The sequence below is a fragment of the Streptomyces cyaneofuscatus genome (genome assembly GCF_000718135.1).
In the GTDB taxonomy this organism is placed as follows: Bacteria; Actinomycetota; Actinomycetes; order Streptomycetales; family Streptomycetaceae; genus Streptomyces; species Streptomyces cyaneofuscatus.
Genome location: NZ_JOEM01000005.1, coordinates 360,869 through 385,873, shown reverse-complemented (window position 1 = coordinate 385,873; position 25,005 = coordinate 360,869). Strand labels below are relative to the sequence as shown.

Below are 25,005 nucleotides of genomic sequence, written 5' to 3'. Positions count from 1 at the left end.
ACCACCAGGAGCCCAGGGGGCCGTCCATCCCTAGGGCTTCTCGAACCCCACCCGCGCGTCGAACGCCGCCCGCCGGGTCGCCCGCCGCAGCGCCTTCAGCAGCGTCGGGCCGATGGTCAGCGTCAGGACGACCGTGAGTACCGCCCGCCCCAGGTCCCACCCCAGCGAGGTCGCCGCACAGTACGCGAGGAAGCGCACCAGGTTCCCGTGGAGCGGGTCGCCGGCGACGAATGAGATGCCCGAGCCCAGCCCCGGGATGATCGTCCAGCCGTACAGATTCATGATCGTGCCGTACGCGAACGCCGCCACGGACCCGTAGACCGCGAGCATCGCCAGCTCGGCCCGGCCACGCAGCCGGTCCGCGCCCGGCAGCAGCCCCGCACCCATCGTGAACCAGCCCATCGCGAGCATCTGGAACGGCATCCACGGCCCCACCCCGCCCGTGAGCAGGGCGGACGCGAACATGGTCACCGAGCCGAGCACGAAGCCGAAGCCCGGACCCAGCACCCGCCCGCTCAGCACCATCAGGAAGAACATCGGCTCCAGGCCCGCCGTCCCGGCCCCCAGCGGGCGCAGCGCCGCCCCGACCGCCGCCAGCACGCCGAGCATGGCGACGGCCTTGGCGTCCATCCCGGACTCCGAGATCGTCGCCACCACCACCGCGACCAGCAGCGGCAGCAGCGCGGCGAACAGCCACGGCGCGTCCTGCGCGTGCGCGAGCCCCGACCCGGCACCGGCGAGCAGCGGCCACCCGAAGGCGACCACCCCGACGGCACTCACCAGCACCAGCGCGGCCACCGACTTCGGCCCGAGCCGCACGGGCCGGGGAGCCCGCACCCGTACGTCGACTCCGTCACCGCTCACGCGCCCGCCTCCAGCGCCGCGCGCACCTGCGAGACGGTCAGCCACTCCTGCGGGGTGAGGATCTTCGCGGTCTGCGGGGCGAAGGCGGGGGAGGAGACGACCACGCGCCCGGTCGGGCCGTCCGCGACGACCTCCCCGTCGGCGAGGATCACCACCCGGTGGGCCAGTTCCGCCGCCAGCTCCACATCGTGCGTCGCCAGGACGATCGCGTGCCCCTCGGCCGCCAGCGACCGCAGTACGCCGACGAGCCGGCCCTTCGCCGCGTAGTCCAGCCCCCGCGTCGGCTCGTCAAGCAGCAACAGCGGCGGGCGGGCGGTCAGCACCAGCGCGAGCGCCAGGGCGAGCCGCTGCCCCTCGGAGAGGTCGCGCGGATGCGTGCCGTCCTCCACGCCCGGGAGCAGTTCGGTGACCAGCGCCCGGCAGGTGCCCTCGGCCGCGCCCGCGTCCCGGTCGGCGGCGGCGCACTCGGCGGCCACCGTGTCGGCGTACAGCAGGTCGCGCGGCTCCTGCGGGACGAGGCCGACCCGGCGGATCATGGCGCGCGGATCGGTACGGGCGGGGGCCAGGCCGCCGACGCGTACGGAGCCGGAGGTGGGCTCGACCATGCCGACCAGCGCGCCGAGCAGTGTGGACTTGCCGGCCCCGTTGCGGCCCATGAGCGCCACGGTCTCGCCGGGCGCCACGGTGAGCGTGACCCGCCGCAGCGCCTCGATCCGCCCGCGCCGCACGCCGAGGGACTCGACCCGGGAGATGGGATCGGCGGGACCGGGTGTCTCCGCGGCCTTCGTACGACCCAGGAGCCGCGCCAGACGCCCCGGACGGGGGCCGCCCGACATGGGCGCAGGCACCACGGAGACACCCGCGCTCACGGGAGACCCGGGCGGTGAGGCCGACGCCAGCCGTTCCCGCAGCTCCCCGGCCCCGCGCCGAGCGTCCCGTACCGACAGCGGCAGCGGGTCCCAGCCCGCCAGCAGCCCCAGCTCGGCGACCGGCGGCCGGACCGGCGAGACGGCCATGATCTCGGCGGGCGCCCCCATCACGGGCGCGGCGCCCGGCGCGGGCAGCAGGACGACCTGGTCCGCGTACTGCACCACCCGCTCCAGCCGGTGCTCGGCCATCAGCACGGTCGTGCCCAGGTCGTGCACCAGCCGTTGGAGCACGGCGAGCACCTCCTCGGCCGCCGCCGGGTCCAGCGCGGACGTCGGCTCGTCGAGGACCAGCACCTTGGGGTGCGGGGTGAGCACCGAACCGATCGCCACCCGCTGCTGCTGGCCGCCCGAGAGGGTCGCGATCGGCCGGTCCCGCAGCTCGGCCAGGCCCAGCAGATCGAGCGTCTCCTCCACGCGCCGGCGCATGACGTCCGGCGCCAGGCCCAACGACTCCATGCCGTACGCGAGTTCGTCCTCGACCGTGTCCGTGACGAAGTGGGCCAACGGGTCCTGCCCCACCGTGCCCACCAGATCGGCCAGTTCACGCGGCTTGTGGGTACGGGTGTCCCGCCCGCCCACCGTGACCCGGCCGCTCAGCACCCCGCCCGTGAAGTGCGGGACGAGCCCCGACACCGTACCGAGCAACGTCGACTTGCCGACCCCCGACGGGCCGACGAGCAGCACCAACTCCCCTTCCGGGACCGCGAGATCGACGCCGGAGAGCGTGGGCCGGTCCGTCCCGTCGTACCGCACGGAGACCTGCTCGAACCTGATCACGCCTGCTCCTTGCCGCGATGGTCGTGTTCTTCAAGGCCGAGTGCTGTCGGCGGTACGGGGGCGACCAGCGCGGGCGCCAGCCCGACCAGCACAGCCGCCGCCGGCCACAGCGGCAGCACGGGCGCGGTCAGCGGGACGACCCCGGGGTGCAGCGCCTCCGGATCGAGCGAGCCCGCCCAGATCATCGCGGCCGCCACCACCGCACCCGACCCCGCCACCAGCCAGGCCCGCACGCCCCACCGGTCCGGGCGGTAGCGGGTCCGTACCGAGCGCCGCCCGCCCAGCCGCAGCCCCGCCATCGCCGCGACGAGCCCCGCCAGCAGCACCGGCAGCCCGTACACGGCCCCCTGCGCGGCGAGCAGCCCGTACGTCCCGGCGCACACCCCGAGCAGCCCGCCGAGGGTGAGGACGTTGGTGGTGTGGCGGACGGCGGGCGGGACCTGGGCGGTACGCCCGTACCCGCGCGCGTCCATCGACGCGGCCACCGCCACCGACCGCTCCAACGCCCCCTCCAGCACCGGCAGGCCGATCTGCGCGACCGCCTTCACGCCACCGGTCAGCCGCCCGCGCAGCCGCCGCGCGGTCCGCAGCCGGACCACATCGGCGACCATGTTCGGGGCGAACGTCATCGCGACGACGACGGCGACCCCGACCTCGTACAGCGCGCCGGGCAGGGACTTCAGCAGCCGGGCCGGGTTGGCGAGCGAGTTCGCCGCGCCGACGCAGATCAGCAGGGTGGCCAGCTTCATCCCGTCGTAGAGCGAGAAGACGAGCTGTTCCGCCGTGACCCGGCCGCCGATCCGCACCCCCTGCGCCCAGTCGGGCATCGGCACCTCGGGGAGCGTGAACACGGTGTGCGAGCCCGGGATCTGCGAGCCGAGGAAGACGGAGAAGACCAGGCGCAGCGCCACGACGAAGAGCCCGAGCTTGATGAACGCCCCGTAGGAACGGGCCCAGGGCGCGTCCGTACGCCGGGCCGCCACCACGTACCCCGCCACCCCGACCAGCAGGCCGAGCAGCAGGGGGTTGGTCGTCCGGGAGGCGGCGGTGGCAAGGCCCAGCGCCCACAGCCACCACGCCCCGGCGGGCAGCGCGTTGGAGCGGCCCGCCTCGGGCGCGTGCAGGGCACGGCGGAGCAGCCGGGCCGTCCCCGGGGCAGACGTCATCGGCGCCGGCGGGCCTGGAACACGGCGGCGATGCCCAGCAGCAGGACGGCGCCGATGCCGAGGAGGAGACCGGCGGAGGGACCACCGCCGCTGCCCCCGTCATCCGCTGCCGGGGCCGAGGAAGCGGAGGCGGAGGCGGTGTCGGTCGGCTTCCCGCTGCCGTCCTTCTTGCTGCCGTCGCCCGACACCTGCTCGCCGCAGCCGGACTTCGGGTAGCCGGAGATCGCGCAGATCATCGCGCTGCTGTCGTACCGCAGCGGCTTCGCCACCGAGGCAAGCGCCTCCGCGCTGCTGGCGTCCGGCGCGACCTGGGCACAGGCGGTGCGCAGCGCGGGCGGCTTCTCCCCGGCCGGGGCGTCCTCCGCCGTACCGGGGTCGATCACCAGGGCGACCCGCTTGGCGCCGCCCTTCGCCGGGGTGTCCGCGCAGATCGCCCCGAAGTCGGGAGCGTGGCGCGGCCGGTCGGCGTCGGCGGAGTCCTCGCTGACGGCGAACCGGAAGCCCTGGACCGTACCGTCGTCGGGCCGCACGAGGGACGGACCCTGGGTGGCGTAGGCCCAGCTCTTGCCGTCGCCCTCCCAGAAGGACCAGTAGCGGTACCCGGCGGCCTGAGCCCCGCCGGCCCCGAGCAGGACGCCCGAGGCGGCGAGGAGGACGGCGAGGAGAGCGGCGAACGGACTCCGGAGCGGCGCCGACGAGGTTCGCGTCACGGCCGGCGCCGACGAGGTTCGCGTCACGGCTGCTGCTTCTTCCGGCGCATGGAGAGCAGGAAACCGATACCCGCGCCGAAGAACAGACCGAGGCCGACCAGCCACCACAGGCTGAGCCCGCTGTCCTCGCTCTCGGTGCCGCTGGAGGGCTGCGGACCGGTCGGCGTCGGGGACGGCAGCGCGGTCACGGCGGGGGCCGGGCCGGTCGCGTTGAGCTGGGCGACCAGGTCGACCCCGCCGAAGTCGCGGGCGTCGGCGGCGGTGGCGTGCGCGGCGAAGATCAGCTGCGCGGTGGCGGCGGGCCCGCCCTGCTGCGCCCAGTCCTTGGAGTTCTTCTCCAGCCACTCCACCGAGGCGGCGGCCTTGTCCTTGTGCCCGGAGGCGGCGAGGGCGACGACCGTGTCCGCCGTGTTGCCGAAGTCCGGCTGCGGCTCGCTCTCCTCGGCGCCCGGCATCGGCGGCTGCTCCAGGTAGGGGGAGGCGGCCAGGGTCGCGGCGAGGTAGTGGGCGCCGTTCTGCGCGCTCTGCTCGGCGGTGAGGTCGTCACCCTTCGTGCAGACGGGGTCCTTCACCGCGTTGGCGTCCCCGATGGCCATGCCCTTGCCCAGCAGCCCGAGCACGGCGGCGGCCGACGCGTCGGTATTGGCGACGAGCTCGCCCTTCTTGCCGGGCTGGTAGGCGAAGGCGCCACCGTCCTTCTTCCCGCACGGGATGGCGAGGGCCTGGAGCGCGGTGTACGGGGTGTTGCCGTCGGCGGTGGTGACCTCGTTGATCGGGACGCCCGTACGGGCGAGGGCGCCGATCACGACGGCGGTGGAGTTGGCGTCGCTCGGGCTGCCCGGGTTGTACCCCCAGCCGCCGTCCTCGTTCTGCACGGACTTCAGCCAGTCGGCCCCGTTGTCGGCGGCGTCCCGGTGCTGGCCCAGCTCGACGAAGGCCTGGACGGCGGCGGCCGTGGCGTTGGTGTCCATCACGGTCGACGCGTCGCAGGGCGCGGAGGCGTCGTCCCGGTACGAGGTGAAGGCGCCGCTGTCGCACTGCTGCTCCAGCAGCCAGTCCACGGACTGCTTCGACGGCGTGACGTACTCGATCTTCTGGGCCAGGAAGGCCAGCGACTGCCGCCACACCCCGTCGTACGTGGGGTCCGTGGTCCCGTAGAGCCCCAGCGGCAGCTGGACCGACGGGGACGGGGTCGGCGCGGCGACCGCGACGGGTGCGGCCGCGAAGGGTGCGGCCGCGCCCAGAAGAACGGCGGTGGTCGCGAGCGCGGCTGCGCTGCGGCGTACGGTCATGGCGGGCTGTGCCTCTCCTGCGGGGGCCGGCTCTCCCGGGCGCACGAGGGCACCGGGCTCCGGCCCCGTATACCTCGACGGTGCCGGTCACCGGGGCTCCGGTGACCCTTGCCACCGGGTTCCCGGTGACCCTGGGGCCCGTGGTCACACTGCCCCCGGCCGCTCACACTCCGCCCTAGGGACGTTCCGGCTGCCGTCGCGCGGACGGCTCGGACGGTTCACGGCTGGGGCCGGCGCCGGTTCGCACCGGCTTCCCCCTGTACGGGCATGATGGCGACCTGCCCACTCTACCGGGCCGTAGCGTCCCCGCTCGGGGCGGCAGACCGCGGGCGTGGTCCGGAGGGAGCAGCGCGCGGGGCGGGTGCGGGCTGGCTCACACGGAGATGTACGTGACCGGGTCGGCGCCCGGCACCGCCTCCGCGCGCCCGAGCTTCACCAGCCGCCGCAGATGGGACTCGGCCTCCGAGACGGCGATCGACCGCGAACCGTGCGGGATCTGCTCCCAGGGCCGGTTCCACTCCATCCGCTCGGCCAGCTGCCACGGGGTGAGCGGCGTGACGAGCAGGGCGAGCAGCCCGGTCAGCCGCTCCTCGTGGTGGTCCAGCAGCTCCCGTACGCGTCCGCCCGCATCGGTGAACGCGTGCTGGTGGGCGGGCAGCACCTCGGCCACCCCGAGCCGCCCGACCCGCTCCAGCGAGGCGAGATAGTCCCCGAGGGGATCGGTGACGGCGGTGTCGTCCGGATCCTCGTACAGCCCGATGTGCGGGCTGATCCCGGGCAGCAGGTGGTCCCCGGAGAACAGCCGCCCGTGCCCCGGCAGATTCGCCGGATGCCGCTCCTCCAGATGGAGGCAGACGTGGCCCGGGGTGTGCCCGGGGGTCCAGACGGCGCGCAGCCGCCGCCCGGCGAGGGGGAGCAGCTCGCCGGGCACGATCTCCCGGTCCGGCAGGGCTGGGCGCAGCCCGGGCAGGGTCCGCAGCCGGCCGGTGGCGCGGGCGGCGAGCAGCGGGGCGAGGTGGTCGTCGGGCGCGCCGACGGCGGCGAGCTTGCGGGCGAGGTAGTCGAGCCAGGTGCCGGGCGCGGCCTCCCGGGTACGCCGGACGATCGCGGCGTCCGCCTCGTGCATCGCGATCCAGGCCCCGGACGCCTCGCGGACCTGGCCGGAGAGCCCGTGGTGGTCGGGGTGGTGGTGGGTGATGACGACACCGTGGACGTCGGCGACGGAGGTGGAGAGGGCGGCGAGCCCGGCGGTCAGGGTGTCCCAGGACGCCGGGTCGTCCCACCCCGTGTCGATGAGGACGGGCCCCCGGTCGGTGTCGACGAGGTGGACGAGGGTGTGGCCGAGGGGGTTGTCCGGGATGGGGACCTTGATGCTGTGGACGCCCCCGCCGTGGTCGGCCACTTGGGCCACCTGCGTCACCTGAGTCATGGGCTCCCCATCTCTGCTCGGCGGGCGGCGCGAACTGCCTCCACTCTAACGAGAACTCGTTCCATTGGTAGCCCAGGCCAACCAAATCGACGCTTCCTGGGTACGGTCCACGCCGTGGACTCCTGGAACACGAACTGGTATCAGTTCTGACGAGCAGTCAGTTGCGGTGCACGGGTTCGCTTCGCGGGAGGCAACGGCCATGACGGAACGTACGGAGCTGGTGGAACACGGAAAGCTGTTCATCGGCGGGGAGTTCACCGATCCGCTCGGCACCGGCGTCATCGAGGTGGTCTCCCCGCACACCGAACAGGTCATCGGCCGCGTACCGCACGCCTCCGAGGCCGATGTGGACCGCGCGGTCGCCGCGGCCCGCCACGCCTTCGACGAGGGCCCGTGGCCCCGGATGACGCAGGACGAGCGGATCGCGGTGATCACCCGGATCAAGGACGCCTTCGCCGTACGGTACGAGGAGTTCGCGCGCCTGATCAGCGCCCAGAACGGCACCCCGTACAGCGCGAGCGTGATGGTGCAGGCGCTGGCCGCGATGATGGTGTGGGACTCGGCGATCACGGTGGCGCGCACGTTCCCGTACGAGGAGCGCCGCGACGGAGTCCTGGGCCCGCTCCTGGTCCGCCGCGAGCCGGTAGGGGTGGTGGCGGCGGTGGTCCCGTGGAACGTCCCGCAGTTCACGGCCGCGGCGAAGTTGGCCCCCGCACTCCTGGCCGGCTGCACTGCGGTCCTGAAGGTCTCCCCGGAAACCCCGTTGGACGCCTACCTCCTGGCGGAGATAGCGGCGGAGGCGGGCCTGCCGCCCGGGGTCCTCTCCATCCTCCCGGCGGACCGCGAGGTGAGCGAATACCTGGTGGGCCACCCGGACGTGGACAAGGTCTCCTTCACCGGCTCGGTGGCGGCAGGCCGCCGCGTTATGGAGGTGGCGTCGCGCAACCTGACCCGAGTCACCTTGGAGTTGGGCGGCAAATCGGCGGCAGTCATCCTCCCGGACGCGGACCTGGAGGCGGCGGTCGCGGGCATCGTCCCCTTCGCCTGGATGATCAACGGCCAGGCGTGCGTGGCCCAGACGCGCATCCTGGCCCCGCGCTCCCGCTACGACGAGATAGCGGAGGCGTTCGCGGCAGCGGCGGGCGCACTGCGCGTGGGCGACCCGCTGGACCCGACCACGGAACTGGGCCCGCTGGTGGCGCAGCGCCAACAGCAACGCTCCCTGGAATACATCAAGTTGGGCCAGGAGGAAGGCGCCAAGATCCTCACGGGCGGCAGCCGCCCCGCCTCCCAGGAACGAGGCTGGTACGTAGAACCCACCCTCTTCGGTTCGGTCGACAACTCCATGCGCATCGCCCGCGAGGAGATCTTCGGCCCGGTGATCTGCCTGATCCCGTACGGCGACGAGGCCGAGGCCGTCCGCATCGCCGACGACTCCCCGTACGGCCTCAGCGGCAGCGTCTGGACGGCCGACACCGAACGTGGCATCGACATCGCCCGCCGCGTCCGCACCGGTACGTACAGCGTCAACACCTTCAGCCTGGACATGCTCGGCCCGTTCGGCGGCTACAAGAACTCCGGCCTGGGCCGAGAGTTCGGCCCCGAGGGCTACGGCGAGTTCTTCGAGCACAAGATGATCCACCTCCCCGCCGGCTACCGGGAGGCATGATGGGCGACCGCTGGCACGTGGAGGTCGACCGCTCCGTCTGCATCGGCTCCGGCATGTGCGTCAACCACGCCCCGGACGCCTTCCACCTGGACACGGCCCGCCAGTCCCACCCCCGGACCGAGGACCGCGACGCCGGCGAGCAGATCCTCGCAGCGGCGGAGGGCTGCCCGGTCGAGGCGATCACGCTGACGCTGGTGGGGTCGGGGGAGGTGGTGTTCCCGCCGGAGGAGTGACCCTTTTCCGACCTGCTCCTCATCGCACGACAACCGCGTCGGCGGCGCCTGCTGGGTCACTGCTCCTGCTGCCTCCGCAGAAGCAGCAGGAGCGCGGCCAGGGAGAGGACGATGAGCACGAGCCGTGCCCCGTCGCCGGGCAGCAGTCGGGGAAGCACTACCCCACCCACGCCGGTGACGACCGCGTTTCCGAGCCTGCCCGTGACCGCCGCGCACGGCGTGCGGGCCGGGCTACTTCCGATGGTGCACGAAGACCCCTTCGACCGGATCCTCGTCGCCCAGGCGCAGCCCATGGGCTGGTCCTTCATGACCCGTAACCCCTGGATTCCGTCGTACGACGTCGAGGTCATGCCGGTCTGATGGTCATGCCCTCATGCCCTCATGCGGGATCGCGGCGGCGGCGCGGCGGCAGCGACTGGCTGAGGATCAGCAGGAGCATCCCGCCGAGCAGCAGGGCGTTCCCGCCGTAGAAGCGGGCCTCCCAGGAGGCGCCCGGCAGGACGCGGAAGTGCAGGAGGCTCTGGAGCACGAGGGGCTCATGAGCAGGGCGCCGAGGCCGTGGAGTGGGGGCCTGGTGACGTGGCGGCGTGCTGTGGGCACGATCCAGCCTGTTCGGAGCGTGGCCGTTCCCATGGCGATCAGCAGCAGCCCCAGGAGCAGGCCTGTCCCTACTGCCCACGCCATGGTGTCGCTCCGCCCTCCTCGGTCAGGTCGATCAGGCGGCAGACCGTCTCGATGTCGATCTTGACCTGGGCGATCGACGCCCGGCCCGACAGCCACGTGATCAGCGCGGAGTGCCAGGTGTGCTCGATCACCCGGACCGCCGAAAGCTGCTCCGGCGTCGGGTGTTCCAGGCCCATCGCGTCCAGGATGATCGCCGTCGTGAGGCGGGAGACCGTGTCCACCTCCGGGCTGACGCTGCGGTCCGCGAAGGTGAGGGCGCGGACCATGGCGTCCGCCAGGTGGGGTTCGCGCTGGAGGGCGCGGAAGGCGCGCATCAGGGTCTCGGCGACCCGCTGGGCCGCGTCGTCCCCGGCCGGGGGGCGTTTGCGGAGCGTGGAGTGCATGTGCTGGAGCTGGTCCTGCATCGTGGCGACCAGCAGGTGGATCTTGGAGGGGAAGTAGCGGTAGAGGGTGCCCAGGGCGACCCCGGCCGCCTCCGCCACCTCCCGCATCTGCACCGCCTCGAACCCGCCGCGGCTGGCGAGCTGGGCGCTGGCGTGCAGGATACGGCGGCGGCGGGCCTCCTGCCGCTCGGTGAGCGGAGGCGTCGCGCGGTCCGTGGGCGGCTGGGCTGCCGGTCTGGCGTCCGCGGTCATGCTGTCCCCGTTCACGATCCATGGCGTTGATCCCGCACCCGGGCGGACGAAGCGCACGCGTCCGGGCGCGCACAGCATGCCAGGGCCTCCGTCGTGGCGCGAATCACCTGATCCGGGCCTCACACCGTCGCTACCTGCCGGTAGATTCGATGCACGTCGAACGATCGAGTCTGAAACTTGTTCTAGATTAGCGCTACCGGTTACGCTCCGGCGAACACGCAGTCAGAAGGGGGCCGAGTGTGACCGCTGAGGCCATAGAGACGGGCCCCCGCACGGGCGGCAGCAGCTCCGCCGCCGGGGCCGGTGACCGGCCGCTGCGCATCGCGCTCCTCACGTACAAGGGCAACCCGTTCTGCGGTGGCCAAGGTGTGTACGTACGGCACCTCGGGCGTGAGCTCGCGCGGCTGGGGCACAGTGTCGAGGTCATCGGCGCGCAGCCCTACCCCGTGCTCGACGAGGGCGTTCCGCTCACCGAGCTCCCCAGCCTGGATCTGTATCGGCAGCCCGATCCGTTCCGTACGCCGAAGTGGGGCGAGTACCGGGACTGGGTCGACCTCGCCGAGGTCGCCACCATGTGGACCGGCGGCTTCCCCGAACCGCTCACCTTCAGCCTCCGCGCCCGCCGCCATCTCCTGGCCCGGCGCGGCGAGTTCGACGTCGTCCACGACAACCAGACCCTCGGCTACGGGCTCCTCGGCGACCTCGGGGCCCCGCTCGTGACGACGATCCACCACCCCATCACCGTGGACCGCCGGCTCGACCTGGCCGCCGCCACCAGCCGCCGCCGGCGCGCCTCCGTACGCCGCTGGTACGCCTTCACCCGGATGCAGAAGCGCGTCGCCCGCAAGCTGGACACCGTCCTCACCGTCTCCGGCTCCTCCCGCGCCGAGATCGTCGAGGACCTCGGCGTACCGGCGGACCGCATCAGCGTCGTCCACATCGGCGCCGACACCGACCTCTGGTCGCCCGACCCCTCCGTCGCCGAGGTGCCGGGGCGCATCGTCACCACCTCCAGCGCCGACGTCCCGCTCAAGGGGCTCGTGCACCTGGTCGACGCGCTCGCCAAGCTCCGTACGGAGAACCCCGCCGCCCACCTCGTGGTCGTCGGCAAGCGCGCCGAGGACGGGCCCGTCGCCCGGGCCATCGAGCGGCACGGGCTCACCGACGCCGTCGAGTTCGTCAAGGGCATCAGCGACGCCGAGCTGGTCGACCTCGTGCGCAGCGCCCAGGTCTCCTGTGTGCCGTCGCTGTACGAGGGGTTCTCGCTGCCCGCCGCCGAGGCCATGGCCACCGGCACGCCGCTCGTCGCCACCACCGGCGGCGCGATCCCCGAGGTCTCCGGCCGCGACGGGGAGACCTGCCTCGCCGTGGCGCCCGGCGACGCGGACGCCCTGGCCGGGGCGCTCGCCCGGCTGCTGGCCGACCCGGAGCTGCGCGCCCGCCTCGGCGCGGCGGGCCGGGAGCGGGTGCTGGCCAACTTCACCTGGGCCCGGGCGGCCGCCGGAACGGCCGAGCTGTACCGTCAGGCGATCGCCGTGCGTCAAGCCGGGGCCCGCAGGTGACGGCGATCCCGTTCACCGGCTGCCGTAACCCGCTTCTCTGAACCCGTACCTCCGACCTCGAAGGCAGGCCCTCGTGCTGACCGTCGACTTCACCCGCTTCCCGCTCGCCGCAGGCGACCGAGTGCTCGACCTGGGCTGCGGTGCCGGCCGGCATGCCTTCGAGTGTTACCGGCGCGGCGCCCAGGTGGTGGCCCTCGACCAGAACGGCGAGGAGATCCGCGAGGTCGCCAAGTGGTTCGCCGCCATGAAGGAGGCCGGGGAGGCCCCCGAGGGCGCCACCGCCACCGCGATGGAGGGCGACGCCCTCAACCTGCCCTTCCCCGACGACTCCTTCGACGTCGTGATCATCTCCGAGGTCATGGAGCACATCCCGGACGACAAGGGCGTCCTCGCCGAGATGGTCCGGGTCCTCAAGCCGGGCGGCCGCATCGCCATCACCGTCCCGCGCTACGGCCCCGAGAAGATCTGCTGGACCCTCTCCGACGCCTACCACGAGGTCGAGGGCGGCCACATCCGCATCTACAAGGCCGACCAGCTCCTCGCCCGCATCCGCGAGGCCGGGCTCAAGCCGTACGGCACCCACCATGCCCACGCCCTGCACTCGCCGTACTGGTGGCTGAAGTGCGCCTTCGGCGTCGACAACGATCGTGCGCTGCCGGTGCGGGCGTACCACAAGCTGCTGGTCTGGGACATCATGAAGAAGCCGCTCGCCACCCGGGTCGCCGAGCAGCTGCTCAACCCGGTCGTCGGCAAGAGCTTCGTCGCGTACGCCACCAAGCCGCACCTTCCGAAGGCGCAGGCGTGAGCACTCCCGAACAGACCGAGCATCTGGTCCTTCCCGGGGTACTGACGGCGGCTCAGGCCGCCGAGACGGTCGCCGCACTCGCCGCCGTACAGCGAGAGGACGGGGCGCTGCCCTGGTTCCGGGGGCACCACCTCGACCCGTGGGACCACACCGAGGCCGCGATGGCGCTGGACGCGGCCGGCGAGCACGAGGCGGCCGAGCGCGCCTACGACTGGCTGGCCCGCCACCAGAACGGCGACGGCTCCTGGTACGCCGCCTACCACGACGGCGACCCGCAGCAGCCGACCGACCGCAGCCGCGAGACCAACTTCTGCGCATACGTGGCCGTCGGCGTCTGGCACCACTATCTCGCCACCGGGGACGACGCGTTCGTCGACCGGATGTGGCCGACCGTCTTCGCGGCGATCGAGTTCGTGCTCCGACTCCAGCAGCCCGGCGGGCAGATCGGCTGGAAGAGGGAGGCGGACGGGACGGCGGTGGATGATGCCCTGCTGACGGGGTCGTCCTCCGTCCACCAGGCGTTGCGCTGCGCGCTCGCCATCGCCGAGCGGCGCGAAGAGCCGCAGCCCGACTGGGAGTTGGCGACCGGGGCACTGGCCCACGCGATCCGCAACCACCCCGAGCGCTTCCTCGACAAGAACCGCTACTCGATGGACTGGTACTACCCGGTCCTCGGCGGTGCCGTCACCGGGGCCGAGGCCACCGCCCGCATCCAGGAGGGCTGGGACCGCTTCGTCGTCCCCGGCCTCGGGGTGCGCTGCGTGCTGCCCAACCCCTGGGTCACCGGCGGCGAGAGCTGCGAACTCGCCCTCGCCCTCTGGGTGACCGGGGAGTCGGACAGGGCCCTGGAGATCCTCCAGTCGATCCAGCACCTGCGCGCCGAGGGCGGGCTCTACTGGACCGGGTACGTCTTCGAGGGCAACAAGGCCTTCTGGCCGGAGGAGCTCACCACCTGGACGGCGGGCTCCCTGCTGCTGGCGGTGGCCGCACTCGGGGGGGACGAGGCGACCACCGCGGTCTTCTCCGGGGAGCGGCTGCCGGTCGGCCTGGAGCCGGACTGCTGCCGGTAGCCGGTAGGCGCTCGCCGGTAGCAGTCCGGCGCTGACCGTTCGTTCGGCCGGTCCGCCGTCAGCGGCGGATCCGGCCGGCGATGGCGTGCCCGATGAACAGGTAGACCACGGCCGCGAGACCGTAACCGGCCACGACTCGCGCCCACGCCGCGTCGAACGTGAACAGGTCGTACGACCAGCCCGCCAGCCAGGTGGCCGCGTCGTGCACCCACTGCACGAAGTCGTTGCCCCGGTTGGCGTCCAGCAGGTACATCAGGATCCAGAGAATGATGATGAAGGCCAGGATGTCGGCCACGACGGCGATGATCCTCGCCGCTGAACTGCTGCCTGAAGAACGGGTTCTGTAGGACATGGGGTCCTGGTTACCGCTTTACCCTGAGTGAAACCCGAATGGCGGTACCGGGTGGCGGGCCTTGCGGGGACTGGCGAGAGCTGACCGGGAGCGCCGAGGCCGGTCACCCGTCGTGATGTCCCTGCCGGGAGGCCGCGGAGAACGCCGTCAGAGCAGGTCCTCGCCTGTGTCCTCGTAGTCCATCTCGCTGCCCTCGGGGTTCAGCGGGTCCGCGCCGGTCAGGGCAAGGACGAGGTAGGCCCCATGGGCCGTACCGCTGCCCCCCTCCGTGGCGTCTTCCGTGTCCGTGGGGTCCTTCACATTCAGCACACCACCGGCGCCGTTCTCGTCCACCTCGAACGCCGTCGGGTCCAGGCCGAGCCGATGGGCGAGCACGCCCACCGAGGCGAGCAGCCGGTCCCGCACGGTCCCGCTCTCTGCGGCCCTGTCCTGCGTGCGGGGGAGGACCACGAGGAGGTCGGCCAGGAATCCCCGACGCAGTCCGGACGGGTCGGCTTCCTCGAACTTCGCCGTAACCGGGCGGAGTTCGGAGACCAGCGGCAGCCAGGCGCGCAGCGCCGCCTCCGCGGTGTGCACCCGCTCCAGATTGAGTCGGACGCGGAAGACCACGGCGTCGGGGGAGAACCGCATCAGTGCGTCACGTATCCCTTCTTCGAGATGCCGGCAGGGGGGAAGAGCCTCCCCCTGATTCTTGCCGACCGCTCCTGACCGCCCCTGGCCGCCCCGGCTCCTGGTCCCCGGCCCCTGGTCCCTGGTCCTGGCGGATATCCGGGTGATCTACTCCGGTGGCGCGGCTAGGGTCCCCGGCATGACTCTTCTTTCCTACGACCGTTACTGCCACGAAATCCTCGCGCAGACCGACGCCCTGCGCGCCACCCTCGAGGGCGCGGATCTCACCGCGAACGTCCCCTCCTGCCCCGACTGGACCCTGCGGCAGCTCGCCGTGCATGTCGGCGGTGCCCACCGATGGGTCGGGGAGATCGTGCGCGGGCGGGCCACCGAGGACGTCCCGGAGGAGAAGGTGCCGGGGTTCGAGGGGCCCGGCAGTGACGACCCGGCCGCGCTGGACGCCTGGCTCGCCGAGGGGGCGGCCGCCGCCGTCGAGGCGTTGCGGGAGGCGGGGCCGGACGCCGAGGTGTGGACCTGGGCGTGGGAGCGGAGTACGGCGTTCTGGGCGCGGCGCGTAACGCACGAGACGGTGGTGCACCGGGCGGACGCGGCGCTCGCCGCGCGGGTGCCGTACACGGTCGCCCCGGAGGTGGCCGCCGACACCATCGACGAGTGGCTGCGGATCGTCTCCTTCGCCCAGGAGGGCGGCGACCCGGAGGCGGACGAACTGCGCGGCGGCGGACGCTCGTTGCACCTGCACGCCACCGACGTGCCCGGGGCGGAGTGGCTGATCGAGCTCGGCGAGGACCGCTTCACCTGGCGGCACGACCACGAGAAGGCGACGGTCGCCCTGCGCGGGTCGCTCACCGATCTGATGCTCGTCTTCAACCGCCGTCTGGAGCCGACGAGCGAGCGGGTCGAGGTGCTCGGCGACGCGGAGCTGCTGGACTTCTGGCTGGACCGGTCGTCATTCGGGTGAGCCCGGACCGCCAGGGCGTGTCCGGCGGCGTGGACCCGGCCAAGATCCGCCGGACCCGCCCTAGCTGTTCAGCTCCGCCAGGACCCGCAGCGTGTGCGGGTCCGGGGCGGTGACCAGCAGGTCCGTCACCGGGCCCTTGCGCCACTCCGCGAGCTTCTCCGCGATCCGGGCGCGCGAGCCGATGAGGGAGATCTCGTCGGCGAAGGTGTCCGGGACCGCCTGGACCGCCTCCTCCTTGCGGCCCTGGAGGAAGAGGTGCTGGATGCGTCGCGCCTCCTCCTCGAACCCCATCCGCGCCATCAGGTCCGCATGGAAGTTGCGGGCCGCGTGCCCCATCCCGCCGATGTAGAAGCCGAGCATCGCCTTCACCGGCAGCAGCCCCTCCGCCACGTCGTCGCAGACGTGCGCGCGGGCCATCGGTGCGATCATGAAGCCCTCGCGGAGTCCGGCGAGCGAGGCCTCGTAAACGTCCGTGCGGTGCGGGGACCAGTAGAGGGGCAGCCAGCCGTCCGCGATCCGGACCGTCTGCGCGATGTTCTTCGGCCCCTCCGCGCCCAGCAGGACCGGGAGTGAGGAGCGCAGCGGGTGCGTGATGGGCTTCAGCGGTTTGCCGAGACCGGTGGCGTCCGGGCCGGTGTACGGGTGGGAGTGGAAGCGGCCCGTCACCTCCACCGGGGCCTCGCGGGCCAGCACTTGGCGGATCACCTCGACGTACTCGCGGGTCGCGGTCAGCGGGCTCTTCGGGAAGGGGCGCCCGTACCACCCCTCCACCACCTGCGGCCCGGACAGACCGAGGCCGAGCAGCAGCCGGCCGCCCGAGAGGTGGTCCAGGGTCAGCGAGTGCATGGCTGTCGCGGTGGGTGTGCGGGCCGCCATCTGTGCGATGCCCGTACCCAGCCCGATCCGTGAGGTGTGCGCCGCGATCCAGGTCAGCGGGGTGAAGGCGTCCGAGCCCCACGCCTCCGCCGTCCACACCGAGTCGTAGCCGAGCCGCTCCGCCTCCTGGGCGAGGGCGAGATGGCCGGGGTCCGGGCCGCGGCCCCAGTATCCGAGTGCCAGTCCGAGCCGCATGGCGTTGCCTCCGGTTCCGTTGCCTCCGGCCGTAAGTGACGGTCCGTCAGGTGAGCAGCGTGAGGCATGGACTGTACGGCAGCGGCCCCCCGCCCGGAAGGGCGAGGGGCCGCAGGGGTCACGCGTACGGGATCAGCCGCGCTGGATGCCCGTCGTGTCCTGGAGCACGCCGCGACGGCCGTCCTGCGTCTGGGCGATGAGACCCTGACCGCGCTGCTCGACCGCGAGGTACCAGGTGCCCGGCGCCAGCTCGGCGATCGGGTTCGGCGCGCCGTCCTCGCCGTACAGCGGGCGGGCCACCGGAACGGCGAACCAGAACGGGGTGAAGTCGCCCGCCGGAGCCGCGCCGCCCTGCGGGGCGGACTGCTGGGCCTGGGCGGCCTGCGCCTGAGCCGCGGCCGGGTCGGCCTGACTCGGCTGACCCGGCTGGCCACCGGTCTGCGCACCCGGGTAGCCGTACCCCTGGCTCGGCTGCGCGCCGTAGGGCTGCTGCTGGGCGCCCGGGTAGCCGTAGCCCTGGCCCGGCTGGCCACCGTACGGCGGCTGCACGGCCTGCGGCGGCTTCGGGGCGCCGACGAGCGGGGCCTTGAGCGCGGGGACCAGCGGGCCGGCGACCGTGGCCGCGGCGAGCACGAGCGTGCCCAGCAGGCCGAGGATCAGGCCGGCGCCGGCGTCGCTGACGTCGATGATCGTCCAGAAGGCGGTCCACAGCGCGAAGACGGTGAACGCGGTCCCGAACTGGCCGAGGTCGAGCCCCACGACCTTGCGGGGCGACAGCCGGCCGACGATCACCAGCGCCGCGCCGATGATGCCGGCGAGGAAGACGCTCATCAGGAGCCCGAGCGAGTCCCAGGCGTTCGGGCTGCTGAACCGGGAGCAGTCCACGCCGGAGGGGCAGTCGTAGCCGGAGAGGTCGAGGAAAGAGGCGATGAACAGCACGACCGCTGCTCCGATCACCACGCCGTCGCCTCGAGTGAGGGAGCGGATATTCACGTGAAGGTCCTTAGTCGGTCGTCTCGTCGGGGCGGTCGTCGCTGCCGCCTCTGCGGCGGGCACGGCATGAAGCTCGGGGGTGGCTCCCCATCGTACGGATGAATCTATCGTCTGACCGGGCGGGTTGCGCCCGTGCCCGGTTCTTGAACAGTTATCCCCCCAATATCCCCGCAGACCCACCCCTTGCCCGCCGGGCAGACCTACCCCTTCAGGTGGGCGGCGATGCCGTCCGCCATCCCCTGGGCCGCCTTCTGCCGCCAACGCGCGTCGGTGAGCAGGGCCGCGTCCTTCGGGTCACGCATATTGCCGCATTCCACGAAGACTTTGGGCACGGTCGACAGATTCAGTCCGCCGAGATCGTCACGGGTGTCCAGACCGGTGCCGCCGCCGATGTAGTTGGAAGGCGCGCTTCCGGTCGTGCGGACGAAATGCCCGGCGATACGGGCCCCGAGGTCGGCCGAACTCTTCACGATCTTCGAGGTGTCCGCCCCGCCGCCCTTCACCGCCGCCGGCAGGATCACATGGAAGCCCCGGTTGCCCACCGCCGAGCCGTCCGCGTGCACCGAGACCACCGCGTCGGCCTTCGCCTCGTTGCCGATCCGGGCCCGCTCGTCGATGCAGGGCCCGAACGGCCGGTCGTCGTCGTGCGTCAGCAGGACCCGGGCCCCCTGCGCCTGGAGCAACTCCCGCAGCCGGTGCGACACATCGAGGGTGAATCGGGCCTCCGCGTAACCGTCGTCCGTGGACGTGCCGGTCGTGTCGCACTCCTTGCGGCCGGTGCCGATGTCGACCTGCTCGTTGATCTCCTCGGTGTGCTCGCGGTTACGCGGGTTGTGGCCCGGGTCGATCACCACGGTCCTGCCGGTCAGCGGACCTTGGGGGAGCGAGGCGCTGGGGGAAGCCTCCGGAGCGGCCGAGGCGGAAGGGGAGGTGGAAGCGGAGGCGGAAGGGGAAGCGGAGGCGTCCGTGCCCTTCCCCTCCGCCGTGTCCGGGGAGCCGCCGCATCCGGTGATCGTCGTCAGGCAGAGCGCGGCCAGCGCGGCGGCCGCGAGGAGCGGGCGGGCGCGGCGGGTGGGGGGAACGCTGTCGTCGTACGGCACGCGGCGATGCTATCCGTACGGGGGAGGCGCGCCCGGGTACGCCTCAGGACCCGCGCCCGGGTACGCCTCAGATGCCCGCGTCCGTGCGCCGCAGCACCCGCAGCGAGTCCGTCACCGACACCTCGGTGAACGCCCCCGAGGCCAGCGCCCGCAGGTACACCCGGTACGGGGCCTGCCCGCCGTCGGCCGGGTCCGGGAACACGTCGTGGATCACCAGGAGCCCGCCCTCGGCGACATGCGGGGCCCAGCCGTCGTAGTCGCCGTTCGCGTGCTCGTCGGTGTGCCCGCCGTCGATGAAGACGAGGCCCAGCGGCCCGGCCCAGACCGCGGCGACCTGCGGGGAGCGGCCGACGAGCGCCACCACGTGCTCCTCCAGACCTGCCCGGTGCAGCGTGCGGCGAAAGGTCGGGAGGGTGTCCATCAGCCCGACCTCGGGGTCCACCACGCTCGGGTCGTGATACTCCCAGCCCGGCTGCTGCTCCTCGCTTCCCCGGTGGTGGTCCACGGTGAGGGCGCCCACCCCGGCCGTCCGGGCCGCGTCGGCCAGCAGGATCGTGGAGCGCCCGCAGTACGTGCCCACCTCCAGCAGGGGCAGCCCGAGCGCCCCGGCCTCGGTGGCGGCCGCGTGCAGGGCGAGCCCCTCGTGGACCGGCATGAAGCCCTTGGCGGCCTCGAACGCGGCGAGCACGTCCGGGGACGGGGAGGGGGTGGCGGCGGTCACGGGGTTCCTCCAGGTGGGGGCGGGTCTGCACAGGGCATACGGCAGCGGGTCTGCCTACGACGGCGCCCCATCGTGCCGTACGGTCCGGCCGGCCGTCGCAGCGGGGGCCGCCTGCACCGGGGCGACCGGGGCGACCGGAGCGGGCCCGGCGTCCGAGCTGCTCGCCAGCAGCACCGGGTGGCCCGACGGGCGCTGCGACGGCAGGAACGCCGCCAGCACCAGGCCGATCAGCACGGCCCCCGTGGCGATCAGGAACGAGATCCGGAACCCCTCCATCGACGGCACCTGAACCGGGCCCTGCGCCGAGCCCATCGTCACCGAGGTGTTGGCCAGCACCATGCCGATGACCGCGCTCGACACCGACGTACCGATGGACCGCATCAGGGTGTTGAGCCCGTTGGCCGCGCCGGTCTCCGACGGGTCGACGGCACCGATGATCAGGGCGGGCAGCGAGGAGTAGGCGAGGCCGATCCCGGCGCCGAGGACGACCGCGATCAGCACGGTCTGCCAGGCGGCGCTGAGCAGCCCGAGCCCGGCCCCGTAACCGATCGCGATGATCAGCATCCCGAGCATGAGCGTGGACTTGGGGCCTCGGCGGGCCGAGATCCGGGCGTAGAGCGGGGCGACGAACATCATCGTCACGCCCAGCGGGGCCACGCAGAGCCCGGCGACCACCATGGACTGCCCGAGGCCGTAGCCGGTGGATGTGGGGAGCTGGAGCAGTTGCGGCAGGACCAGGGAGACCGCGTAGAAGGCGACCCCCACCATGATCGAGGCGAGGTTGGTGAGCAGCACCTCGCGGCGGGCGGTGGTGCGCAGGTCGACCAGGGGCGCGGGGGTGCGCAGTTCGAACAGGCCCCACAGCACCAGGACCGTGACGGACGCGGCGAGCAGGCCGAGCGTGGGGGCCGAGGCCCAGCCCCAGTCGCCGCCCTTGGTGATCGGCAGGAGCAGGAGGACCAGGCCGAGCGAGAGGCCGAAGGCGCCGATGAAGTCGAAGGTGCCGGGCGCGCGGAGCGGGGGTTCGGGGACGAGTGCGTACGTGAGCACCATCGCGAGCACGCCGAGTCCGGCCGATCCGAGGAAGAGCGCGTGCCAGTCGGCGTGCTGGGCGACCAGCGCGGCGGCGGGCAGCGCCAGTCCGCCGCCCACCCCGATCGACGAGCTCATCAGAGCCATCGCCGAGCCGAGCTTCTCGCGCGGCAGCTCGTCGCGCATGATCCCGATGCCGAGCGGGATGGCGCCCATGGCGAAGCCCTGGAGCGCGCGCCCGACGATCATCACGACCAGGTCGTCGGTGGACGCGCAGATCAGCGAGCCGATCACCATGACGGCGAGCGAGGCGAGCAGCATCCGGCGCTTGCCGTAGAGGTCGCCGAGCCGGCCCATGATCGGGGTCGAGACGGCGCCCGCCAGCAGGGTCGCGGTCATCACCCAGGTGGCGTTGGCCGGGTCGGTGCTCAGCAGGACCGGCAGGTCCTTGATGACCGGGACGAGCAGGGTCTGCATGACCGCGACGGTGATCCCCGCGAAGGCGAGGACGGGCACGATGGGTCCTGAGCGCGCTTTCGGCGGCCGGGGGAGGCCCCCTGTGTGCCGTGTCTGTTTCGTCCGTCGCATCCGTGGGGCCTCCCGGGCAGCCTCGACCACCCGGGCTCCCCCCAAGTGTGTGCATGGTGAACGCTTCCCTGGTGGGTCCTATTCCGGTTCGGGCCCGCCGACTTTCCAACAACTCCCTGACTGTCCGTCAGGTCTTCCGTCCAATTGAAACGTGTTCTACTCTTGCGCCGTTCCAGTGGCTGCGACCGGCGAGGATTCGCATGGGCATCGGCACAGGTATCGGTACCGGCATCGGCATCACCGAGGAGCACCGCGCGCTGGCGCACTCCGTACGGGGGTGGCTGGCGCGGGCCGTCCCGCCCGGCGAGGTGCGCAAGCTCCTGGACGCGGGGAGCCCCGCTCCGTGCGGGGTGCGCCCCGCGTACTGGGAGGCGCTCGCCGGGCAGGGGCTGGCCGGGATCCATCTGCCCGAGGAGTACGGGGGCGGGGGCGGCGGTCTCCTTGACCTCGCCGTGGTCCTGGAGGAGGCGGCCTACGGGTCGCTGCCGGGGCCGTACCTCGCGACCGCGCTGACGGGGGCGGTGGTGCGGCGAGCGACGGGTGCGGGGGCCGGGGACCTGGTCCGGGGCCCGCACCGGGATCTGGTCCGGGACCTGCTCCGGGGCCTCGCCGCCGGGGAGCGCACCGCAGCCCTCGCCCTCACCCCCGGCACCCTCACCGCCACCCCGGCCGAGGGTGGCCACCGCCTCGACGGGGCCGCCCCGCCCGTCCTCTCCGGCGAGGCGGCCGACCTGCTGCTCCTGCCCGCCGCCGAAGCGTCCGGCGGGGTGCTCTGGTTCCTTGTGGACGCCGGGGCCGAGGGGCTCACCGTGCGCCCGCACCGCAGCGTCGACCCGACCCGGCCGACAGCGGAGGTGCGGGCCGACGCCGTCCTCGTACCGGCGCACCGGACCCTGCCCCTCGACTCCGCGCTCGTCCGCGACCTGGCCGCCGTCCTCCTTGCCGCCGACGCCTGCGGGACCGCCGCCCGGAGCCTGGACACGGCCGCCGAACACGCCCGCGTGCGCGAGCAGTTCGGGCGGCCCATCGGGGCGTTCCAGGCCGTCAAGCACCTCTGCGCCGACATGCTCGTCCGCCTCGAACAGGCCCGCGCCCTCACCTGGGACGCGGCCCGCGCCGCCGATGAACCATCTGAAGTGCGCGAGCTCACCGCCGCCCTCGCCGCCGCCACCGCGCCGGAGGCCGCGTACAGCTGCGCCAAGGACGCCATCCAGATCCTCGGCGGCATCGGCTTCACCTGGGAGCACGGCGCCCACCTCCAGCTGCGCCGGGCCGTCCTCGCCCGCCAGCTCCTCGGCGCCGCCGACGCCCACCACCTGCGCGCCGCCCGCCTCGCCGGGGCCGGTGCCCGCCGCGAACTCTCCCTCGAACTCCCCGCCGAGGCCGCCCGCCACCGCGCCGACGCCCGCCCCCACCTCGCCGCCGCCCGGGGCCTGGCGCCCCGCGAGGCCCGCCGTGCCCTCGCCGCCACCGGCTACGCCGCCCCGCACCTGCCCGCCCCGTACGGGCTGGGCGCGGGCCCCGTACAACAGCTCGCGATCCAGCAGGAGTTGAGCGACCAGTCCATCCGGCTCAGCGACCTCTCCATCGCCACCTGGGTCGTGCCCTCGCTCATCGCGTACGGCACCGAGGCCCAGCGCGAGCGCTATCTGCCGGCCACCCTGCGCGGCGACCTCCAGTGGTGCCAGCTCTTCTCCGAGCCCGAGGCCGGGTCGGATCTGGCCGCCCTGCGCACCCGGGCCGTACGGACCGCCGAGGGGTGGCGGATCACCGGGCAGAAGGTCTGGACGAGCGCCGCCCGCACCGCCGACCACGGCATCCTGCTCGCCCGCACGGACCCGGACGCGCCCAAGCACCGGGGGCTCACCTACTTCCTGGTCGACATGAAGAGGGCCCGGGGCATCGACATCCGGCCGCTGAAGGAGATCACCGGCGAGGCCCTCTTCAACGAGGTCTACTTCGACGACGTGCTCCTGCCCGCCGACGCCGTCGTCGGCGAGGTGGGCGGCGGCTGGCGGGTCGCCCGCAACACGCTCGGCAACGAACGCGTCCACATGGCCGACCAGATGACCTTCGACAGCGGGCTTGAGGCGCTGATCGCGCGCTCGGCCGGGCTCGACGACACCACCCGTACCCGGATCGGCGCACTCGCCGCCGAGGCGCACGCCCTCGCCTGCATCGGGCTGCGCACCACCCTCCAGCAGGTCTCCGGCCTCGAACCGGGCGCCGGGGCCTCGGTGCGCAAGCTCGTCCAGACCGTCCACCAGCAGAAGGTCGCCGAACTCACCCTCGAACTCCTCGGCCCGGCAGGGGCGGTGGACGAACCGGAGGCGGGGGAGCGGGCCCTGCACGGCTTCCTGATGTCCCGCTGCCTGACCATCGCGGGCGGCACCACCCAGATCCAGCTGAACGTCGTCGCCGAGCGGATCCTCGGCCTCCCCCGGGACTGAGCACGGGCAGAAGAGAGGACTCGGAAGATGAAGGCCTACATCGTCGGCGTCGGCATGACGAAATTCGAGAAGCCGGAGACCCGCGACTGGCAGTACTGGGACATGGTCCGCGAGGCGGGCGCCGCCGCGCTGGCGGACGCGGGGGTCCGGTACGACCAGGTCGAGCAGGTCCCCGTCGGCTACTGCTTCCAGGCCTCCACCGCCGGGCAGCGGGCCGTCTACGAGCTGGGGCTGACCGGCATCCCCGTCTACAACGTCAACAACAACTGCGCCACCGGCTCCACCGCCCTGATGCTGGCCCGGCAGTTCGTCGAGGGCGGCGCCGGCGACTGCGTCCTCGCCGTCGGCTTCGAGAAGATGGCCCGGGGCTCACTGGGCGGTGGCAGTGAGGGGAGCGGGGACTTCGCGGCCTCACCTGTCGCCCGGCACTACGGGGTCATGGCCGCCGCCCACGGCTTCGAGATGTCCCCGCCCACCGCGCAGATCTTCGGCAACGCGGCCCGCGAGCACATGCGGCGGTACGGGACCACGCCCGCGCAGCTCGCGGCGGTCGGGGCCAAGAACCACCGGCACTCGGTGGACAACCCGTACGCCCAGTTCCAGGACCCGTACACGGTGGAGGAGATCCTCGCCGCCCGTACCGTCCACGACCCCCTCACCAAGCTCCAGTGCTCACCCACCTCCGACGGCGCGGCGGCCGCCGTGGTGGTCTCCGAGCGGTTCGTCGAGGCGCACGGCCTGGGGGAGCGGGCGGTGGAGATCGCCGCCCAGGCCATGACCACCGACACCGACGCCTCCTTCGCCTCCGGCACCTGCATCGACGCGGTCGGTGCCCCGATGTCCCGTGCCGCCGCCGAGCAGGTGTACGCGGCCTCCGGCCTCGGCCCCGGCGATCTCGACGTGATCGAGCTGCACGACTGCTTCTCCATCAACGAGCTCCTCACCTACGAGGCGCTCGGCCTCTGCGGCGAGGGGGAGTCCGGCAAGCTCGTGGAGTCGGGGGCGACGACGTACGGCGGTCGGTGGGTGGTCAACCCGTCGGGCGGGCTGATCTCCAAGGGGCACCCGCTGGGCGCGACCGGGATCGCCCAGGCCGCCGAGCTGACCTGGCAGCTGCGCGGGGAGGCGGGCCCGCGCCAGGTCCCGGGCGCCCGCACCGGCCTCGCGCACAACATCGGACTGGGCGGGGCGGCGGTGGTGACGCTGCTGCGGCGGTGAGGGCCCGGCGGGTTCGCCGACGAGGGCCGGGGCCAGGACTTCTGACCTAGGACGCCCCGGGCCCAGG

General features: G+C 73.1%; 23 protein-coding genes. 8 read left to right on the top strand and 15 right to left on the bottom strand.

What is annotated here, in order from left to right; translation table 11 throughout:
- Window positions 1-30: 30 nt before the first annotated feature.
- From IF17_RS0110810 to IF17_RS0110785, 6 genes are all read right to left on the bottom strand, one after another.
- Window positions 31-864, bottom strand: a complete 834-nt coding sequence (locus IF17_RS0110810) for an ECF transporter S component (RefSeq protein ID WP_030564575.1) — start codon at window positions 862-864, stop codon at window positions 31-33.
- The gene (locus tag IF17_RS0110805; RefSeq protein WP_030564573.1) at window positions 861-2,570 is read right to left on the bottom strand and encodes an ABC transporter ATP-binding protein; all 1,710 of its coding nucleotides are present in this window, start codon (window positions 2,568-2,570) and stop codon (window positions 861-863) included. Before IF17_RS0110805 ends, IF17_RS0110810 begins: the two co-directional genes overlap by 4 nt.
- Window positions 2,567-3,736: an energy-coupling factor transporter transmembrane component T gene (locus IF17_RS0110800; RefSeq protein ID WP_030564571.1), complete on the bottom strand. Its 1,170-nt coding sequence runs from the start codon at window positions 3,734-3,736 to the stop codon at window positions 2,567-2,569. Before IF17_RS0110800 ends, IF17_RS0110805 begins: the two co-directional genes overlap by 4 nt.
- Window positions 3,733-4,473, bottom strand: coding sequence for an SCO2322 family protein (locus IF17_RS0110795; protein ID WP_030564569.1), 741 nt, complete (start codon window positions 4,471-4,473; stop codon window positions 3,733-3,735). Before IF17_RS0110795 ends, IF17_RS0110800 begins: the two co-directional genes overlap by 4 nt.
- On the bottom strand, window positions 4,470-5,738 hold the full coding sequence (locus IF17_RS0110790) for an SCO2321 family membrane protein (RefSeq protein WP_030564568.1): 1,269 nt from the start codon (window positions 5,736-5,738) through the stop codon (window positions 4,470-4,472). The genes IF17_RS0110795 and IF17_RS0110790 overlap by 4 nt, the downstream gene beginning before the upstream one ends.
- Before the next feature lie 373 nt (window positions 5,739-6,111).
- Window positions 6,112-7,167 carry a Strvi_7410 family MBL fold metallo-hydrolase gene (locus tag IF17_RS0110785; RefSeq protein ID WP_030564566.1) on the bottom strand — a complete coding sequence of 352 codons (1,056 nt, stop codon included), beginning with the start codon at window positions 7,165-7,167 and terminating at the stop codon, window positions 6,112-6,114.
- A 199-nt stretch (window positions 7,168-7,366) separates the two neighbouring features.
- Here IF17_RS0110785 and IF17_RS0110780 point away from each other — a divergent pair, with 199 nt between their 5' ends.
- Both IF17_RS0110780 and IF17_RS0110775 read left to right on the top strand, forming a co-directional pair.
- Window positions 7,367-8,836, top strand: a complete 1,470-nt coding sequence (locus tag IF17_RS0110780) for an aldehyde dehydrogenase (RefSeq protein WP_030564563.1) — start codon at window positions 7,367-7,369, stop codon at window positions 8,834-8,836.
- The gene (locus IF17_RS0110775; RefSeq protein ID WP_030564561.1) at window positions 8,836-9,069 is read left to right on the top strand and encodes a ferredoxin; all 234 of its coding nucleotides are present in this window, start codon (window positions 8,836-8,838) and stop codon (window positions 9,067-9,069) included. The genes IF17_RS0110780 and IF17_RS0110775 overlap by 1 nt, the downstream gene beginning before the upstream one ends.
- Window positions 9,070-9,448: 379 nt before the next feature.
- Here the strand turns inward: IF17_RS0110775 and IF17_RS1000000139700 are convergent, their stop codons facing one another.
- A complete protein-coding gene (locus tag IF17_RS1000000139700; RefSeq protein WP_244890452.1) occupies window positions 9,449-9,598 on the bottom strand; it encodes a hypothetical protein in 150 nt (49 codons plus the stop codon).
- 139 nt (window positions 9,599-9,737) lie between these two features.
- On the bottom strand, window positions 9,738-10,388 hold the full coding sequence (locus tag IF17_RS0110755; RefSeq protein ID WP_032771835.1) for a TetR family transcriptional regulator: 651 nt from the start codon (window positions 10,386-10,388) through the stop codon (window positions 9,738-9,740).
- A 239-nt stretch (window positions 10,389-10,627) separates the two neighbouring features.
- On the opposite strand from IF17_RS0110755, the gene IF17_RS0110750 reads away from it, so the two are divergent.
- The 3 genes from IF17_RS0110750 (at window position 10,628) to IF17_RS0110740 (ending at window position 13,825) form a co-directional block, all read left to right on the top strand.
- Window positions 10,628-11,950, top strand: coding sequence for a glycosyltransferase family 4 protein (locus tag IF17_RS0110750; protein WP_030564554.1), 1,323 nt, complete (start codon window positions 10,628-10,630; stop codon window positions 11,948-11,950).
- 73 nt (window positions 11,951-12,023) lie between these two features.
- Window positions 12,024-12,755: a class I SAM-dependent methyltransferase gene (locus IF17_RS0110745; protein WP_018511751.1), complete on the top strand. Its 732-nt coding sequence runs from the start codon at window positions 12,024-12,026 to the stop codon at window positions 12,753-12,755.
- On the top strand, window positions 12,752-13,825 hold the full coding sequence (locus IF17_RS0110740; RefSeq protein ID WP_030564552.1) for a glucosidase family protein: 1,074 nt from the start codon (window positions 12,752-12,754) through the stop codon (window positions 13,823-13,825). The genes IF17_RS0110745 and IF17_RS0110740 overlap by 4 nt, the downstream gene beginning before the upstream one ends.
- A 58-nt stretch (window positions 13,826-13,883) precedes the next feature.
- Here the strand turns inward: IF17_RS0110740 and IF17_RS0110735 are convergent, their stop codons facing one another.
- Both IF17_RS0110735 and IF17_RS0110730 read right to left on the bottom strand, forming a co-directional pair.
- The gene (locus tag IF17_RS0110735) at window positions 13,884-14,177 is read right to left on the bottom strand and encodes a hypothetical protein (protein ID WP_015608233.1); all 294 of its coding nucleotides are present in this window, start codon (window positions 14,175-14,177) and stop codon (window positions 13,884-13,886) included.
- A gap of 147 nt (window positions 14,178-14,324) precedes the next feature.
- Window positions 14,325-14,807 (bottom strand): hypothetical protein, encoded by a 483-nt coding sequence (locus IF17_RS0110730; RefSeq protein WP_030564549.1) that lies wholly within the window; start codon window positions 14,805-14,807, stop codon window positions 14,325-14,327.
- Window positions 14,808-14,985: 178 nt separating this feature from the next.
- Here IF17_RS0110730 and IF17_RS0110725 point away from each other — a divergent pair, with 178 nt between their 5' ends.
- On the top strand, window positions 14,986-15,765 hold the full coding sequence (locus IF17_RS0110725; protein WP_030564547.1) for a maleylpyruvate isomerase family mycothiol-dependent enzyme: 780 nt from the start codon (window positions 14,986-14,988) through the stop codon (window positions 15,763-15,765).
- A 60-nt stretch (window positions 15,766-15,825) separates the two neighbouring features.
- On the opposite strand, the gene IF17_RS0110720 is transcribed toward IF17_RS0110725, so the two are convergent.
- The 5 genes from IF17_RS0110720 to IF17_RS0110700 form a co-directional block, all read right to left on the bottom strand.
- The gene (locus IF17_RS0110720) at window positions 15,826-16,836 is read right to left on the bottom strand and encodes an LLM class F420-dependent oxidoreductase (RefSeq protein WP_030564545.1); all 1,011 of its coding nucleotides are present in this window, start codon (window positions 16,834-16,836) and stop codon (window positions 15,826-15,828) included.
- Window positions 16,837-16,968: 132 nt separating this feature from the next.
- Complete coding sequence (locus tag IF17_RS0110715; protein WP_078615847.1) at window positions 16,969-17,829, bottom strand: hypothetical protein; 861 nt, start codon at window positions 17,827-17,829, stop codon at window positions 16,969-16,971.
- 200 nt (window positions 17,830-18,029) lie between these two features.
- Entirely contained in the window at window positions 18,030-18,929 is a 900-nt protein-coding gene (locus IF17_RS0110710; protein ID WP_030564541.1) for an N-acetylmuramoyl-L-alanine amidase, read from the bottom strand.
- Between the two features lie 67 nt (window positions 18,930-18,996).
- Entirely contained in the window at window positions 18,997-19,650 is a 654-nt protein-coding gene (locus IF17_RS0110705) for a class I SAM-dependent methyltransferase (protein WP_030564539.1), read from the bottom strand.
- A 54-nt stretch (window positions 19,651-19,704) separates the two neighbouring features.
- Window positions 19,705-21,270 (bottom strand): MFS transporter, encoded by a 1,566-nt coding sequence (locus tag IF17_RS0110700; RefSeq protein WP_030564537.1) that lies wholly within the window; start codon window positions 21,268-21,270, stop codon window positions 19,705-19,707.
- Window positions 21,271-21,470: 200 nt separating this feature from the next.
- On the opposite strand from IF17_RS0110700, the gene IF17_RS0110695 reads away from it, so the two are divergent.
- A complete protein-coding gene (locus IF17_RS0110695; protein ID WP_030564535.1) occupies window positions 21,471-23,720 on the top strand; it encodes an acyl-CoA dehydrogenase family protein in 2,250 nt (749 codons plus the stop codon).
- Window positions 23,721-23,747: 27 nt separating this feature from the next.
- The gene (locus IF17_RS0110690; RefSeq protein ID WP_030564533.1) at window positions 23,748-24,938 is read left to right on the top strand and encodes a lipid-transfer protein; all 1,191 of its coding nucleotides are present in this window, start codon (window positions 23,748-23,750) and stop codon (window positions 24,936-24,938) included.
- The last annotated feature ends 67 nt before the right edge of the window (window positions 24,939-25,005 follow it).

Bases quoted from the DNA above. Each gene is read 5' to 3' on its own strand.
- IF17_RS0110785 (WP_030564566.1), bottom strand. From the start codon at position 7,167: ATGACTCAGGTGACGCAGGTGGCCCAAGTGGCCGACCACGGCGGGGGC.
- IF17_RS0110755 (WP_032771835.1), bottom strand. From the start codon at position 10,388: ATGACCGCGGACGCCAGACCGGCAGCCCAGCCGCCCACGGACCGCGCG.
- IF17_RS0110720 (WP_030564545.1), bottom strand. From the start codon at position 16,836: ATGCGGCTCGGACTGGCACTCGGATACTGGGGCCGCGGCCCGGACCCC.
- IF17_RS0110800 (WP_030564571.1), bottom strand. From the start codon at position 3,736: ATGACGTCTGCCCCGGGGACGGCCCGGCTGCTCCGCCGTGCCCTGCAC.
- IF17_RS0110690 (WP_030564533.1), top strand. From the start codon at position 23,748: ATGAAGGCCTACATCGTCGGCGTCGGCATGACGAAATTCGAGAAGCCG.
- IF17_RS0110790 (WP_030564568.1), bottom strand. From the start codon at position 5,738: ATGACCGTACGCCGCAGCGCAGCCGCGCTCGCGACCACCGCCGTTCTT.
- IF17_RS0110730 (WP_030564549.1), bottom strand. From the start codon at position 14,807: ATGCGGTTCTCCCCCGACGCCGTGGTCTTCCGCGTCCGACTCAATCTG.
- IF17_RS0110695 (WP_030564535.1), top strand. From the start codon at position 21,471: ATGGGCATCGGCACAGGTATCGGTACCGGCATCGGCATCACCGAGGAG.
- IF17_RS0110780 (WP_030564563.1), top strand. From the start codon at position 7,367: ATGACGGAACGTACGGAGCTGGTGGAACACGGAAAGCTGTTCATCGGC.
- IF17_RS0110775 (WP_030564561.1), top strand. From the start codon at position 8,836: ATGGGCGACCGCTGGCACGTGGAGGTCGACCGCTCCGTCTGCATCGGC.
- IF17_RS0110700 (WP_030564537.1), bottom strand. From the start codon at position 21,270: ATGCGACGGACGAAACAGACACGGCACACAGGGGGCCTCCCCCGGCCG.
- IF17_RS0110735 (WP_015608233.1), bottom strand. From the start codon at position 14,177: ATGTCCTACAGAACCCGTTCTTCAGGCAGCAGTTCAGCGGCGAGGATC.
- IF17_RS0110725 (WP_030564547.1), top strand. From the start codon at position 14,986: ATGACTCTTCTTTCCTACGACCGTTACTGCCACGAAATCCTCGCGCAG.